General features: G+C 59.3%; 9 protein-coding genes. 7 read left to right on the forward strand and 2 right to left on the reverse strand.

Annotation, left to right across the window (positions count from 1 at the left end; genetic code table 11):
• Positions 1-328 precede the first annotated feature (328 nt).
• On the reverse strand, positions 329-2,752 hold the full coding sequence (locus Q0D44_RS16445) for a right-handed parallel beta-helix repeat-containing protein (protein ID WP_294138021.1): 2,424 nt from the start codon (positions 2,750-2,752) through the stop codon (positions 329-331).
• A gap of 260 nt (positions 2,753-3,012) precedes the next feature.
• Complete coding sequence (locus tag Q0D44_RS16450) at positions 3,013-6,750, reverse strand: putative Ig domain-containing protein (protein WP_294138022.1); 3,738 nt, start codon at positions 6,748-6,750, stop codon at positions 3,013-3,015.
• A gap of 470 nt (positions 6,751-7,220) precedes the next feature.
• Between Q0D44_RS16450 and Q0D44_RS16455 the strand changes: the two genes are divergently transcribed.
• From Q0D44_RS16455 to Q0D44_RS16485, 7 genes are all read left to right on the forward strand, one after another.
• Complete coding sequence (locus Q0D44_RS16455; protein WP_294138023.1) at positions 7,221-9,086, forward strand: acyltransferase family protein; 1,866 nt, start codon at positions 7,221-7,223, stop codon at positions 9,084-9,086.
• Positions 9,087-9,142: 56 nt separating this feature from the next.
• Complete coding sequence (locus tag Q0D44_RS16460; protein ID WP_294138024.1) at positions 9,143-10,222, forward strand: glycosyltransferase family 4 protein; 1,080 nt, start codon at positions 9,143-9,145, stop codon at positions 10,220-10,222.
• A gap of 161 nt (positions 10,223-10,383) precedes the next feature.
• On the forward strand, positions 10,384-10,968 hold the full coding sequence (locus Q0D44_RS16465) for a sulfotransferase family protein (protein ID WP_294138025.1): 585 nt from the start codon (positions 10,384-10,386) through the stop codon (positions 10,966-10,968).
• A 122-nt stretch (positions 10,969-11,090) separates the two neighbouring features.
• A complete protein-coding gene (locus Q0D44_RS16470; RefSeq protein WP_294138026.1) occupies positions 11,091-12,563 on the forward strand; it encodes an oligosaccharide flippase family protein in 1,473 nt (490 codons plus the stop codon).
• Positions 12,560-13,603, forward strand: a complete 1,044-nt coding sequence (locus tag Q0D44_RS16475) for an acyltransferase (RefSeq protein ID WP_294138027.1) — start codon at positions 12,560-12,562, stop codon at positions 13,601-13,603. The genes Q0D44_RS16470 and Q0D44_RS16475 overlap by 4 nt, the downstream gene beginning before the upstream one ends.
• 478 nt (positions 13,604-14,081) lie before the next feature.
• On the forward strand, positions 14,082-14,495 hold the full coding sequence (locus Q0D44_RS16480) for a calcium-binding protein (protein WP_294138028.1): 414 nt from the start codon (positions 14,082-14,084) through the stop codon (positions 14,493-14,495).
• Positions 14,496-14,960: 465 nt separating this feature from the next.
• A complete protein-coding gene (locus Q0D44_RS16485; protein WP_294138029.1) occupies positions 14,961-16,817 on the forward strand; it encodes an acyltransferase family protein in 1,857 nt (618 codons plus the stop codon).
• Positions 16,818-16,832 lie beyond the last annotated feature (15 nt).

Consider the following 16,832-nt stretch of genomic DNA (forward strand, 5'->3'; position numbering starts at 1 on the left):
TCCTGCCGTGGAACTGGAAGGCAGCTCAGCAGCAGGTGGCCGAGGAACTCGCCGCCTGAACCATCGTCAACGGGGCGACCTGGTTACGGGAGCGCCGCGGCTGCTATCGGATGCGTACCTTCAGTACGACATGCGGGAAATCATATTAGGTAAGCGCAACGAGAGACGTCGTGTCGCCGCCCGCGACCATCGCTCTCACCGTCCAGCAAATGCGGGTATGAATAAGCCCGCAATCACGCGGGCTTATTCATAGGCAATCAGTGTATCCAGCGTCGAGCGCTGTACAGACCAGCCCGGTCAACTCTGATCATAGAGTTGCTGCTATGGATCAACCGACCAGTATTTCGTCCAGCGCATAGGCTTTCTTGACACCGGCCAGGGTGGCGAATGTGTAGGATTGACCGCCGAGCGTCGCGATGATGTCCAGGCCGTCGGCGCCAAGATGGCTGGAGAACGTTACCGCAGGATTATCCTGCCGAATGTCACTGACGTCGATATGGTCCTTGCGGAACTCGAAATCACCAATCGTGTCGTGCCCGTCACCCAGCGATTGAAACGTAAACGTGTCCGCGCCGCCCTTGCCATAAAGCAGATCATCGCCGCCGCCGCCAGCGATGACATCATTGCCACCATTGCCGACAATCTGGTTGGCAAGGCTGTTGCCGATGACGCTCGTCGCTTGCTTGGTGTTGACGATGACATTTTCGACATTGGTGTCGATCGCATAGCTCGTCCGGTAGAGCAGAACGGTATCGGTGCCCTGATTGGCATGTTCGATGACATAATCACCCACCTTGTTGATGGCATAATTATCGTCGCCCTTGCCACCGCGCAGGATGGCCGAGCCATCGCCCGATATCTTGTCGGCAGTGTCCGCACCGATGAAACTGTTGACCTGCTTGTCAAAGCTCACCTTATAGGTGGCGGTCGCGCCTTTCGACGCGCTGCCGGCGTCCTGCATGTCGAAATCGGCGGCGGTCAGGCTATTCATGTCCCTGTTGTCGAGGATGATCTGGCGCCCCCCGGACAAGGTGACCACCGTGTCCTGACCGACCTGCTGCATCGCCCCTTTCAGCGCATTGAAGCTCGCAAATTCATCCCCTGCCAGATGAACAATGTCGCCTGCGCTAAAGTCGGTGATGCGGGTTAGCGCGTCCGTCTTGCCCACCAGGAATATGTCATTGCCCGCGCCGCCGGTCAGCAGATTATTGCCCGCGCCGCCAATCAGCACATCAGCGCCGACATTGCCGCGGATGATATTATTACCGTCATTGCCAATGCCCACGGAACCTTCCGTCCGGGTCATTTCCAGATTTTCGCTATGATCGGGCATCACCATATAGCGCGATGTCGCAACGATGGTGTCGATGCCGCCACCTGCCTTTTCCACGACCTTGGCCGCTTCGATATTGCTGACGATGTATCTGTCGTCACCCAGTCCGCCGGCAAGCGTCCCGCTTTTGAACATCAACAGGTCGTTGCCGTCCGTGCCCTGGTTGACGGCAACGCGGCCCGTTTCACCGCCTTCTGCCCATTTCGGCCCCGATTCGGCGGGCTTCGAGGGCGCTGGTTCAGGCACGTTCGGCACCTGGGGAGCGGCTGGCGTTTCGGGCACGCTCGGTGTTTCAGGCACGCTCGGCGTTTCGGGGACGCTGGGCGCTGGCGTCGTCGTCTCGCCAGCCAATTTGTCGAGAACGTCCTGCAAGCTGCCCAAAATGCCCGTCGTCGCGGCGGTGACCGTCGCTACCGCATTTTCGGAGAAGGTCACGGTGTCGCTGCCGGCTTCGATGAACAGCGTTTTCGTATCGCGCGTGATGAAATTGTCCGTCACGCTGATGTTGTGGCTGGTGAAGGTGCCATATTTGGTTGCAGCCGAATTGCCGACCAGAACGGCGGTGTAATAGCCTTGGGCCGCTTCGAGATAATTGCCCGTCGCAACCGAATCGACCGCGCCACGAAAGGCGAGGGGGCGTTTGCCGACATCTTCTACACGGTTGCCGACCACGGTGACATCCGATGCCTGGAACGCTTCATAACCCTCAAGCATCTTGTAATTATAGGAGGTCCAGCCGCCAACCGATATGCCGTCCGCCGTTACGCCATGAACGTAATTGTTGGAAATCAGAATGTCGGACGAGCCGCCCTTGGCGAAGATCGCAGCGCTGGTGCCCGTGTTGCCGCTGACGTCATTATGGGAAATGACGCCGTGGATGATCGACATGAAGTCGATGCCTTCGTCAATGCCGCCCGTGATGACATTGTTGGTGACGACGACATTGGAGCCGCCATTCGCCTTTACGCCATCCTGCACAACATTATCGATCACGTTATTCTTAATAACGATATTCTTGATGGTGTCGGTATAGTCATTCCCGTTCTGGCTGAACTGGATGCCGTTCTTGCCGCCAGTGATGTGAAAGCCGTCGACAACGAAATTCTCCGTTCCCCCGCCGCCGATCGTCGCCAGCGTGTCGCTTTTGGCCGTGATATGGGCGGCTTGCGGGCCGTCTGCGGAAATCAGCCAGATGGGCGCGCTGTCGGTTCCGCTGACATTGCGCGGGATCGAGACATTTTCGACATAGTCGCCAGCCTTGACCATGATGGCGGTGCCGGGCGTTGCGGCATCGACGGCTGCCTGAATCGACGTGAAGGGTTTTTCAGCCGATCCGTTCGGCTTTCCCCTGTAGCTCGCGTCCCCATCGACCCACATTATTTTCGTGGGCGTGACGTCGCCCCAGAGATCTTCAGTCATGAAAAATTTCTCCCGCTGTCAGGAACAGATAGGGGAGAGCGACTGAACGTCGTGTAATATGGTAGAGTTAACTACGCATTAGCTATAAAAATGTTTTGCGGCCATCCGTTATTGCTTGTGATGCCGAATGGTGTCTAAATATCTACAGTATATCCATGGCAATTGCCATGGATATTGTGTTGTTCGATTGAATGGCAGATTGTCGGCCATGATGGTCATGTGGACCTCAGGCAATCACATGGACGCGCATCATCACGCCATCATAAAATGATATAGTCGGCGCTGCTGAGCGCGGTGATGTTCAGGATCTGAAAACTGTTCTGGATGCTGTTGTCCGCCGTTGCGATGGTCCATAGCTGACTGGCACCATTATAGGTCAGTGTCGCACCAGGGCCATAGCCTGCAAATTCCAGCCTGTCGCCGGTGGCCAACCCGGCCCCTTCGAAATCGGCGATTATGTCGCCTTGAACCAAACCGACCTTGAACTGGAACGTGTCCTCGCCCAGTCCGCCATAAAGTGTGTCAGCACCGCCATCGCCCGAAATCTTGTCCCGTCCGCCGCCGCCATAGATGATGTCGTCGTCGGCCCCGCCGGATATGACATCATTGCCGTTACCGCCGGTCAATATATCCCGACCCTTCCCGCCGGTAAGCCGGTCGGAGCCGGAACCCAGCGTGATGACGTCGTCGCCCGATCCCGCCGAATAGTTGATGGTTTCAAAGCCGCTAATCTGCGTGCCATCGGCCAGCGTAACGATCACCCCGGCCTGTTCCTGTAGCGAAAGATCGACATTTTGCGCTTCGCTGAACTGCGAACGGTTGAGCGCCAGCGTATCCTTGCCCGTGCCGCCGATCAGCATCAGGTCGGGATCATTGCTGGTCACGATGTCATCGCCCCCGCCCGCGTCGATCCAGTCGAATCCGCGACTGCCGTCGATCTTGTCGATGCCATTGCCGCCCCAGATGACATCGTCGCCATTGCCGCCATAGATCAGATCGTCGCCATCCATGCCTTCGATCACATCATTGCCGTCACCAGCCGAAATCTGATCCGCATAGGCGCCGCCGCGCAGCATGTCCGACCCGCTGCCGCTGGCAATCTGTAGCACTTCGACATTGACGATGCGGGTGCCGTCGAACAGTTCCAGGATCGGGCTGTTATTGGCGTTGGACGAACTTGTGTAGCTGATGTCGACGAACATGTCGGCGGTGGCGGTCGACCGGTCGAGATAGATAGTATCGATGTTATGGCCGCCGTCTATCAACCCGTCGGCATCATAGCTAAGCAAAAGATCCTTGCCGTCGCCGCCGCGCATCACGTCGCGGCCTGCGCCGCCGTCCAATATATCGTCGCCCGCTTCTCCTGTCAGGCGATCGTTGCCGACGCCACCATAGAGGCTGTCATTGTCAGCGCCGCCGTCCAGCTCGTCATTGCCGACCCCACCGAACAGATCATCGTCCCCGGCCCCACCACGCAAGGTGTCGTTGCCGCTATTGCCGTAGAGCCGGTTGCGGCCCGCACTGCCGCTGATCGAGGTGTCCTGTTCGCGCAGCGTGTAGACATCCTCGATCGAACTGGTGCCGATTTTGTACACGGACGCATTGCGGGTCAGGATGACCGCGTCTTGGCCGCCACCTGTCGCTTCGATCGCCTGGTCGTTCCGGTCGTCGAACACATAGATGTCGTCGCCCAGCCCGCCATGCATGATGTCCGCACCGCGCTGGCCGCTGATATAATCCGCCGTCGCATGGCCCGACCGGTCGCCATAAAGAATGTCATTGCCTGACTTGCCGATAATCTGGTCGCGCGCCACGGCGATGCCGCCATCGACGCCGCCGACAAAGCCATATTGTTCGGGATCATAGGTGGCGAGCGGATCGAAGGCGGCGTTGCCACCCAGGTCATAGGTGGTGGCTGCGGGCGCATTGGTGAAGAGCGCCTTGCCCTTGAAGATATTGTCGGCGAAGCTGATATCGTCGGAAAAGCCGGTCAGCCCCCTGGGGATATATTGTTCCGCAACGCCATAGAGGCTGGTCCCGGCCGCCCGCGCGACATTGGAAATATTGACCGTGTTGAACAGATTGTCGGTGACCAGAACATCCTGCGCGCCCTGCAACAGCAGCGAGGTCGGATAATCGATGGCGGTATTGCCGCTCACCACGGCATGTTTCACTTCATAATCAACGAAATGCGCGCCGTCCCCGTCCGCGCCAACTTCGATCGGCAGATAGGCGATGCCGGTGGGGCCGCCCACCTTGATCGCCGGACCTTCGGTCGAACCGATCACATTGTTGCGGATTTCGATGAACGTCGAGCCGCCCTTCACCGTGATGGCCGAATCGCCGGTATAATCGCGCCCGTCCAACTCGTCCCATTCATCCTTGGCCGTGATTTCGTCGATGACATTGCCCTGGATCAGCAGCTTTGACGTGCCGACAAAATCGATGCCCTGTTCATGTGCGCCGATGATGCTGTTATTGATGATCTGGACGCCAAAGCTTTGGGCGATGTGGATCGCGTCGATGCCCCAATCGGTGAAAACATTGTTGATGAGCAGGATGTTTTCGACTTTGTCGCCCGCATAACCATCCTGATAGGCAGCGTTGGCACCGAAATTGCGGCTGACAAGATTGACGCCATAGGTGCCGATCGTGTCCGATCCCTGCACCGCAAAGCCATCAATGACCCAATTGCCGACACCCCGGCCGGAAATGGCGCTGGTTTCGGCGACAGCGGGCGGCGCGATGACCGCCGCGCCCTGGCCATCGGCGGAAATCAACCGGATGGGGGCGTCGGTGCTGCCATCGACGGTCAGGTTCAGCGCTTCATTATAGGTTCCGGCGCGCACCATGATGTCGGTGCCCGGTCCAGCATTGTCGATTGCGTGCTGGATGGTGGCGAAGGGCGATTCGGCGCTGCCGGTCCCGGCTGCGTCGTCCCCGGTCGTCGCCACCCACAATATGGTGGTGGCGGGCGGCGCTTCGCTGAAGATGATCGTGTCCTGCGCGGCCTTGATAGTGATGTCGATGGATTTTTGAAAGGTGAAGCCGGTCGAATCCTCGACCTTGACCACGACGGTGCGTTGCGTGCCAGCACGAACGTCCAGCGCGCTGTTCACGACCAGCTGGTCGCCAACGATGGCGAAGGCGCCGCCTGCATCGTCGACCAGGGAGTAGACATGGGTGTCGCCCTTGTCAGGATCGTCCACGAACAGTTCGCCCACCGGCGTGCCGATCTCCGAAAATTCATTCACCCATGTGGTGTGCAGGCTCAGGTCCAGCGGCGCGTCGGGCGTGTCGTTAACATCGACGCGGAAAATGATCTGCGCCCGGTTGGGTCCGTCGGAGGCAAAGATGGTCAGGTTGAACCAGTTGGAAAAGTCCTGTGGCATCTGGCCCGAAAAGGTCAGCGTCGCGGGATCGAAGCTCAACCAACTGTTGACGTCAGTCCCCACGCCCCCGCTGAAGGTCAATATGCTGTCAGGGTCATAAAACAGGTCCGCCGCCGGGATCGTCACCGAAAAGAAACTGTCCTCCTCAACCACCAGGTTGGGCAGGGTTCCCACGACGCAGGGGCGTTCGGACACAGTCAGGTTGAAAGCGAGCGTCGCGCTGCTCGACTGATCGCTGGCGTTCAGAAATATCCTGTAGTCATGATGGCCATCCGTCGGACCACGACCGCTGAACGTCATCGTATCCGACGAAAAGGTCAGCCAGTCGGGCAAGGCGGACCCGTCCGACAGAGTGGCGCTGTAGGTCAGCGGGTCGCCATCTGGATCGATGAAGAAAGTGGCAGGTATGACGAGCGAATAGAGCGTATTCTGACCCGTCAGCTGATCATCTATCGTGCCGTTGACGAGAGGCGGGCTGTTATCGGGCGGCGGTGGCGAATCGCCTTCCGGCTCCCCCGTGCCTGTCTCGGTGCTGGTTTCGCCATCCTGTTCAGCGACATAGTCGGGCGGGACAATATCGAATTCAAATTGCCCGTCTGTCGTCATGCCTGTCTATCCCATCTGGATTTTAAACCGAATGAGGCGCAAATGCCTCTAATCGCTTTATTTTCTTGCACAGGATGTCCTTTCCAGACCTCTGGAAAGCGGCGACATTTCTCTTGCCAAAAAAGGCTAATCAAAGGTTAAGACCAACGCAAGTGCAGCAAAATCTGTTCGTCGCAAAAACGTCATTATACTGTCCTGTATTGATACGGGTCGGCCGCTCTTTCGCTTCCGCGACATCGGCCGACTGATATTATCTGTTTGGATTTTCGTGGATTTTTGTATGAAAAATGCGTTCGCTACGGCCCTTTGGCAGGGGCGGGCAATACTTTGTCCCGCTTGTTCGTGCTCGGCACGCATATCCGCGCAGTTGCCATGGTGCGCCGCGACATCTTATGGCAAAGGGTGACGACGGCGCGCGGAGCCGGGCCGGATCAAGGCACGCACGCGGAACCAGCGGGACGGTGGGGGCTATGATCAAGTATCGCCAGGACATTGACGGACTGCGTTCGCTCGCAATTCTGCCCGTGCTATTCTTTCATTTGGGTGCGATCCGCCTGTTCCCCGGCGGCTTCGTGGGCGTCGACGTGTTTTTCGTGATCTCCGGTTATCTGATCACGAAGATCATATATGACGACCTGTCCAACGGCCGATACAGCATTGCGCGCTTCTACGAACGCCGCATCCGGCGCATCGTCCCTGCGCTGATCCCGGTCTATCTGTTCGTGTGCATTGGCGCCCTGCTGCTCTATTTTCCGAGCGAAGGACGGGAGATCGGGCGAACGGTGGTCAGTTCGATCTTCTTCGTGTCGAACATATTATTCTACGCAAAATCCGGTTATTTCGATGCCGGGGCCAAGACATCGCCACTGCTGCACACCTGGTCGCTGTCGGTGGAAGAGCAATTCTACATCGTCCTGCCGCTCCTGCTGGTGCTGATCCTGCGCTTTGGCTTTACCGTCCAGCGCTATGTGTTCGTGGCCCTTACGATCATCAGCTTCGGGGCGTCGGTCGTGATGGTCAAGCTTCAGCCCGAAGCCGCCTTTTACCTGCTGCCTTTCAGGGCGTGGGAGCTGATGCTGGGATCGTTGATCTCGATTGGCGTTGTGCCTGTCATCCGCAGCCGGCGGCTGGCTGAAATCGTCGCGGGCGGCGGGCTGTTGCTCATCATCGGATCGATCCTGTTCATTTCGGAAAAAATGCCCTTTCCCGGCCTCTTGGCGGCGCCTGCCTGCCTTGGTGCGGCGGCGCTGATCCATGCCGGGGGCAGTTTCCCGACGCTCTCGTCCCGCCTGCTGTCCCTGGCACCGGCGCGCTTTGTCGGCCTGATATCCTATTCGCTCTATATCTGGCATTGGCCGATCATCGTATTCTATGCGTCACGGACCGGCGAACTCGACAGGGTCGACAAGCTGATCCTGCTGGCCATCATCACCGCGCTTGCCATCCTGTCATGGCGGTATGTCGAACGGCCCTTCCGCAAGCCCCATGGAGCCGATTCCCGCATGGGGCATGTCTATGGCTGGGCGGCCGCCAGCTTTGTGGCCGTGACGGCGCTGGCATTGCTGATCGCCCCGGCGCGCCAGGCGATGTGGCCGGATTATGCCGTTCCCGAACAGATATTGGCCTTCCAGACGCCGCCGCGCGCCGACATGCGTAACGGCAGCTGTTTCATCGCCAGCGGCGCTGGTGCGCAGGATTTTGATGCGGCCCAATGCCTGTCGCTGCGCGTCGGCGCGCGCAATGTCCTGCTGATCGGGGACAGCCATGCGGCGCATCTCTATAGCGGACTGACCGAGGCATTTCCCGACGTCCATTTCCTTCAGGCCAATGCGTCAGGCTGTATGCCGCTGGGCCGATTTGCCGGACCGGAGCGATGCACGACAGTCATCAGTAAGGCGTTCGACTTCGTTGCCGCCCATGGCGGGCAGCTTGATGGCGTCATCATTTCGGCTCGCTGGAAAAAGGGTGATGCGCGGCGCATCGGCGAAACCATCGCGCGGATCGGGTCGGGCGTACCCGTCACAGTGGTCGGCCCCAGCGTCGAATATCGACTGCCCCTGCCCAAAATCCTGGCGCAGGCTTGGCCTGATGACAGTGGCGCATCATCGGGCCGTTTCCGGGGCGAGCCGGGACCGGGGCTGGACAAGGCGATGCGGGCGGCGGTCGAGGGTGCCGGCGCGCGCTATATTTCGATGGAGCAGGCCATCTGTCCGGGCGGCACATGCCGTGTATGGGCGGGCAAGCATATTCCCCTTCAATTTGACGAAGGCCATCTGACCACGCAGGCATCGCGCCTGATCGTCGCGCAGGTCGCCCCGCAATTCTGGTTCCGATGACCAGCGCCTCGTTACATTCCGCGCAGGATAATCAGCCTGCGGCGGGAAAGAAGGTCATGGTTCTGACGACCATGACCCATGCGTCGGGCGCGCCGATCGCGGCGCTGCGCCTGGCTGCCGGGCTGGAGGCGAGCGGCCATGATGTGCAGGCCGTATTCCTGTATCACCGCGAGGCCATGAACGGCGCGGACTACCCGGCCAAATTGCTGCTGAGCCACGTTCCGCGCACCCCCGCCGATATGCTGCGGATCATCGTGCGGCTGTGGCGATGTCTGCGCGCCAACCGGCCGGACGTCATCATCATGTTCCTGCCGCTGGCATCGGTGATCGGCGCAAATGTCGCGCGGCTGGCCGGAATCCGGCGCCGCATCATGTCCTTCCGCGTACCGCGCGCCACCTATTCGCCGGTCATGCGCGCGGCTGACCGCCTGTCGGCATGGATGGGCAGCTATACCGATGTCGTGGGCGTGTCCCGTGCGATGCTGGCGGGATGCGCGGCCTACCCCCGATGGCTGCGCAAGCGTGCCGTCGTCATCCATAACGGGCTGAAGGACTGGCCGCGCAGCACGATGGACAAAGGCGCGGCCCGCGCGCTGTTCGGCTTGCCCGCGCATGGTCGACTGGTCGGCGCGCTTGGTCGGCTGGAGGAGCAGAAAAATCCCGAATTGCTGGTTGAGGCGCTCGCCCAATGCCCCGCCCATGTCCATCTGGTCCTGGCGGGCAGCGGCAGCCTGCGGGAGCGGGTGGTAGCATTGGCGGACAGCGCGGGGGTTCTGGATCGCTTGCACTTGCTCGGCGACGTTCCGCGCGAAAAAGTGCCGCATCTTCTGGCGGCTATCGATATTTTTGCCCAGCCATCCCGGTTTGAAGGGCAAAGCAATGCGTTGCTGGAAGCGCTACATGCCGGTCTGCCTTGCCTGGTCAGCGACATCGCAGAACAGGTGGAAACCGTCGTCGGGGATGATGGCCGCGCTGCCGGGCAGGTCCTCCCGCTCGACGATCCGACCGCCTGGGCGCGGGCGATGGCGAATGACGGGAGTGGCGATGACCTGGATGCCATCATTGCGGAGCGTGCTGCGCTGTTTACCTTCGCCGCAATGATGCGTTCCTATAATGCGTTGCTGCGGGCGCGGTGACTCCATGTCGCCTCATCTGATGCGGCCTTCGGGCAGATCAAATTCGCCGCGAAGGGATGAATGGCGATTGCATGGCACCGCTGCGTGCGTATAGCAGATGGGTGGGGGATGCTGCATAGGCCTGTACGACATTGCAGCACTAGGAAATCAGGAGCGGCTTTATGAAACTGTTCGTCATTGGCTTTCCCAAGTCGGGCACGACTACGCTGAACAAGGCGCTGGAAGCCAGTGGTATGTCCACGCTCCATTGGCGGCAGGGCGAGAAGTTCTTGGGCAAGATGATCTATGACGCTTATATGGCGGGCGAAGATCCCTTGCGTGACTTTGCGAACATTGACTGCATCACCCAGGCCGACGTATGCCTGCCGCGGCACAAGCTGAATTACTGGCCCAACCTGGATTTTCAGATCATCGCGGCGATCCGCCGCTATCATCCCGATTGCCTGCTGGCGCTGAACTATCGCGACCCGGTCAAGGTCGTATCGAGCATGAATCGCTGGCTGGACATGCGCAAGCGCTTCGTCGCATCCGACATTCCCGGCCTGCCCAAGGGCTTTGGTGCCAAGGACAGCGAATTGCTGACCTGGATCGAGGGCCATTATGACGCCTGTCGCCGGCTGTTGGGGTCGGACCCCAATTTCTTCGAATATGACATTGAAGATCCCAAGGCGCCGCAGATATTGAGCGAACGGCTGGGTGTCGAGCTTGCCTGGTGGGGCAAAGCCAATGTGAATGAGGCCGCATGAGGCGACAGGATCACGGCCAGCCCGCATAGCGGGTCGTCAATCGATCGGATGAACCGGCTTTTTTCACGGTCGGTGTAGGGGTAGCAGGGGCACATCCGATGACGACAGCGCGGCGACGGCAGATGCCATATTGGTTGGCGTCCATATTGACATATGGCTTCGTCAACGTGGTAACGCGCGGCGCGAGCGGCGTCCTGACCCTGCTCTACGCCTATCGGCTGACGCCCGGCGAACTTGGTTCCTATGCCATTTTGATTACGATCGCGGCGTTGATTGACGTTGTGACCAATCTGGGCGTGACCCAGGCGATCCTGCGCCAATATTTTGATTTCAAGCAGGACGGGGATGCCGGAAAGGCCTTTTTGTCGCGGGTCATCCGGCTGACGCGGCTGATCGGCTTCACGCTCGTTATCGTGGCGGGCCTGATCTGCCTGTCGCTGTGGGACCATCTGGTCGGCAATCATCTGCCCACTTGGCCCTATCTGCCGCTGATGCTGGTCTATGCCTATGTCATGCGCAGCAGCAAGATTTTCGACATCGTGGCCCGCACGCTCGACAAGCCGGGCATGTTCGCGACCTATCGCCTGGTGCAGATGGCGGCGCTGATCCTGTTGTCGTTCCTGTTCGTGTTCCAGTTTCGCTGGGGTTTGCAGGGGGCTTTGCTGGCGACGGTCGGGTCGGCTGTTTTTGGCGCGGCAATCCGTTCCTATCTGTTCCGCAACCAGCTGCCTGCGTCGGGCCGATCGGGGCGATCGGAGATCACGGCGCTGTATAGCTATGGCTTGCCGCTTCTGCCGCGCGAACTGGCGGAATGGGGGCGCATCCCTGCCCAACGGTTGATCGTTGCGAGCGTCATGTCGGTTGCCGATGTCGGCATGTTCTTTTTGGGGAGTTCGATGGTCGCCATGCTGACCATGCTCACCGATTCGATCGAAATGTGGCTCAATCCGCAATATATGCGGCTCAGGACCAGCCAAGGCGCCGATGTCAAAACGCGGCTGCGCATGATCCGGCAGATGTTGTTGGGCGTGGTTACGCCCGTCTATATCGGCGCTATCCTGTTCCTGCCCGACATCATCCACCTTGTCCTGCCGCCGGGCTATTCGGCGACATTGCCGATTTTGGGACCGCTATTGCTGGCGTCCTATGTCCAGATCCAGTCGCAGTTCCAACAACGCCAGCTATTATTCCTCAAGCGGACCGTCGCCGTTTCGGTCGTGACGATCACAACGTCCGCATCTTCCCTAGCCGCCGCCTATTTTGCGGGCGGTCAATGGGGCGTACAGGGCGTCGCCTGGGCCGTCGCGCTGGTTTCCATCGTCGGGCTTATGGCCGGGCGGGCGGTCGTGCGCCGCTATGAGGATAATGAACTCACGCTGTCATCTTCCCTGTGCGGCCTCGTGATCGTGTTCCTGCCTGCGCTGGCCATGTCGTTTCGAACCGACATGGCGTTCGACTGGGCATGGGAGGGCACGAAGATGCTGTACCTTATCATTGCCACCGCGCTGATTTTCCTGTTGTGGATGCGCGGCCATCTGGCGGACCTTATAGGGGGCGGTCGGAAAAAGAGCGGCAATATGGAGTCGGGCAAATGAGCGGCCCAGCGATTGAGGCATCCCCGGAGCAAGGGGAGGCAAGCCCCACCCGGAGCGCGCCGGAGCGGTCGCGACTCGCTCATCTGGACGTGGGGCGGGGCATAGCGATCCTGCTCGTCGTGATCTTCCATGCCTATCGTGGCTTTCTGAACGCCGGGACAGCGGGCGCGGGATCGCTCTGGCCGCTGCTCGACTATAGCGTCTATATATTCCACATGGCCTTTTTCTTCGTAGCGTCAGGCTATTGGGTGCCGCGCGCGTTGAAAAAAGGCCGGACCGCCTATCTGCGGGACAAGCTGGCGACGACCTGGTGGCCGGCCGTGCTGTGGTCGCTCATCTATATCGTGATCAACAACGTCATGGCTGCCTATGTGAACAAGCCCGTTCCCATCGATGGGCTGTGGCGCATCCTGTTCTTCCCCGCGATGCATTTCTGGTTTCTGGGCGCGTTGTTTCTATTCTTCCTGTGTATGGCGGTAACCCGGAACATCTCCTTCTGGCTACTGGCTGCTGTCGTGGCAGCCGGTCTGGTAGATGTCTTTCCGATGCGGGAAACCTTCGCGCGTTACTGTCATTTCGGGATATTCTTCATTGCCGGCGTCATCTTGTCCACCAACCGGTCGCAGATGACAGGCAAGGGGTGGCCGATGGCACTGTTCGTGCTTGGTGTCACGATCTGGCTCGGCTTTGAAAAGGGGATCGATCTCTACTCCGGCTGGCTGGTTCCCGGCGGATTTGCCGGGATCATCCTGCTGCTGGCGCTGGCCAGGGCTATTGCGGGCCATGGCGTGGGCCGGGTGCTGGGGTGGATCGGCCAACGGTCGATGCCGATCTATGTCCTGCATATCCTGCCCATGTCGGCATCGCGCGTCGTGCTCCATCGAATCGCGCCGGACTTGAATCTGGACCTGCGAATCCTGATTGTGTCAGCGTCCGGCCTGGTCTTTTCGCTGATCGGCTACGCGATCGCGGCTCGCCTCAACTTGCTGGCTATTACCGGATTCGGCAAGGATTCGTCGCGATCAGTACAGTCGGCATAGTGCGTAAAAGATGCAGTGCAAAACGGCGTTAAATTTTTTTTCATGTAAATTTTGCAGATGCGAAAAGTCATGAAATGACTTGACAAGTCCAAAACGACAGAATTGTTACAGTCAAGCCATCGTGTATTATGGTTAAAGCGGGGCCAGGCTTGGCTTCGGCATAGCCTGATATCCCGCCTATAAGGCCGTTTCCAACATCATCGTCCAGTCCCGCGCTATTGCTGCCGAGTCGATAGGCCGGATGTCGGGGAGGGGCTGGCCTTTGCCGGGAAAACTATTGGCTCTTCTGCTTACTGTCTCAAATAGAGGCAATCTCGCAATAGCGTAATGGCGAAGCATTGACGCGCTATAGTTACCAAGTTACTAACGCCCCGCGGACAATGAGGCAGCAAACGTCTCTGGCTATAACCGCTTGAAGCAGTGAAATAAATTCGCGGGCGCGGCAGTTGAGCAACATTAAACTAACAGGAGATGTCTTATGGCAATCATTAAAGGTACGCCAGGTAACGGAAGCACCCCGGACGATCTGACCGGCACTGACGCCGCAGACCAGATTGCGGGTGGCGACGGCAACGATCGGATTCGTGGCGGGCTGGGCGATGACTCCATCTCGGGTGGCGCTGGCGACGACGGCATCACGGGCAACCAGGGTAACGACCTGCTGTTCGGTGGCGACGGCAATGACGACCTCAATGGCGGCGCGGACTATGACACCGCCCAATATCGTGGCGCGCTGAGCGACTACACCATCTATCTGAACGATCGCGGCGAAGTCGTGATCATCGACAATGTCGGTAGCGACGGTCGTGATATCCTCAAGAACATCGAAGCTCTGAAGTTCTGGGAAAACGGCGCGTACAAGACCTACGCTCTGGCTGACATTCTTCCCTGATTTGGGTGTGCAACTCGGCCGGGGCGGACGAAATATTCTGCACTAACCGATTTGCCTAGCCTGATCATGTGAACATTGAATTGCCGCTGACGCTGGGGGATATGATCCACCAGAGTCAGCGGCAATTTTCTTTGGTGGCCATGGGATGCTGGCTCGGGTGGTTAAGCCAGTCCGGCATGGAGCGGGCCTTGTCGTCAAGACGGCGGCGCGTGGTCCGGCGTCGGGCGACCCTGCCATGACACGGTTCGATTCGGCGCACCGGGCCTTCCTTTGCGGGCATGGATTGCAAAGCCGTTGCATCCCTGCAAAGGCAAGATCCAAGGCAAAGGGGGTAACAGTCCTATGACTGGCAAACCCTGTACCAGATTAAGACGAAAGCGCCTGACTGGCAGGATGGATGTGTGGCGCGCGTCCGCCTATCGACCGGTGGGTGGCACTTGATGCCTTTGGGGGGCGAGCAGATAGATGATCTACCGCAGGGATATCGATGGGCTTCGTTCACTCGCGGTGCTGCCGGTTGTACTTTTCCATGCGCATGTGGCCGGGTTTGACGGTGGCTATGTCGGCGTCGATATCTTTTTCGTCATTTCGGGATATTTGATCACATCTATTCTGGCCAAGGATATTGACGCCGGGCGGTTTTCGCTCGTTACCTTTTACGAACGGCGCATCCGGCGCATCTTTCCTGCCCTGTTCGTCCTGCTGCTCGCCGTATTGCTGGGCGGCATAGCCATATTGCTACCCAGTTTCCTGCGCGAACTGCCTGGCACGGTGATCGGCACCCTGCTGTTCGTTTCCAACATCATCTTTTGGCGCAAATCAGGATATTTTTCCGGGGATTCCGAACAAAAGCCACTGCTGCACACCTGGTCTCTGGGTGTCGAGGAGCAGTTTTATATCTTCTTTCCCGTGATCCTGTTTCTGCTCGCACGCTATGCGCCGCGTTATCGCCTGCTGGTCATCGCCGTCATGGCGATCGCGTCACTGGCGGCCTGCATCGCCCTGACTGCGCCCTATCCCGATGCAAGCTTTTATCTGATCCATAGTCGCGCCTGGGAGTTATTGGCCGGTTCGTTGCTTGCGCTGGGTGCCGTGCCACAGATCCGGTCGCCTCTGGCACGCGAAGGCGTGAGCCTGGCCGGTGCCGTCGCGATTCTTGTTGCGATCTTCAGCTTCACTGACCAAACGCCTTTTCCCGGCTATGCCGCGCTGCTGCCGGTTTTGGGCAGCGTCGCCCTGTTGCACAGCGCGCCTGGCACCTTTGTCGGCAAGCTGCTGTCGATGCGATTGCCCGTCGCGATCGGCCTCATCTCCTATTCCCTATATTTGTGGCACTGGCCGATCGTCGTTTACGGCCGGTTCCTGGGCCTGTTCACGCTGGGGGCGGCAGGGTCTGCGATCATCGTCGGCCTGTCGGTAGCAGCGGCGACTTTATCCTATTTCTGGGTCGAACAGCCCTTTCGGAAAAAGGAACGGATCGGCCGCGCCCGATTGTTCATGCTGGCGGCGCTGGGCGCGCTGATCCTGGTGGGGGGCAGCGCGGCGCTGTGGGTTAAGCATGGCTGGCCAGAACGCTTTGCCGCAACGACGATCGCCTATGATAATGGCCGTTATGATGTCAGCCCGCAGCGGGGACGGTGCCACCGGGACGAAGGCCATGACCTGCCGATCGATCGTTCCTGCGTGCTGGGCGCCGGGTCAAGCCAGGCTATCCTTTGGGGCGACAGCCATGGTGTGGAACTGGCCAAGGCGCTGGCCGTCGGCGACCATGCGATTACCCAGATTACCTATTCCCATTGCCCCCCGGCGCTTGGCTTTGACGACCCCTATCGTGCAGGGTGCAAGGCGCACAACCGGCAGGTCGCGGACTGGATCGCTGCGCAACCGATCAAGACGGTGGTGCTGGCGATGCGCTATCACACCTATCAGGATGCGCCCGGCTTCTTCGAAGGGCTGGATCGCACGATCGCGACGCTCAGGCGGGCTGGAAAGACGGTGCGTATCGTCGGTCCGGTCCCTCTGCCCGGCTTCGACGTCCCCACCCATCTTGCCAGCGGCGGCACCCCGCGCATATCCCGCGCGGCATGGGAAGCGGCGGACCGCGCCACATTGACCTGGTTTGCCCGCAATGTGCCGTCGGATATCGCTGTGCTTCGCCCCTCGGACACGCTATGCAGCCGTCAATGGTGTTCGCTCGCCCGTGAAGGGCGTTCATTATATTTTGATGCCAATCATCTAACCATGTTCGGAGCCAGATGGGTAACGCGGGAATTCTGGCAGATTCCCACGAACACGCTTTCTCGTTCCGGCAAGAATATGTAGAACTCTGTTCCTAAG

This window comes from Sphingobium sp., from assembly GCA_023266575.1.
Classification (GTDB): Bacteria; Pseudomonadota; Alphaproteobacteria; order Sphingomonadales; family Sphingomonadaceae; genus Sphingobium.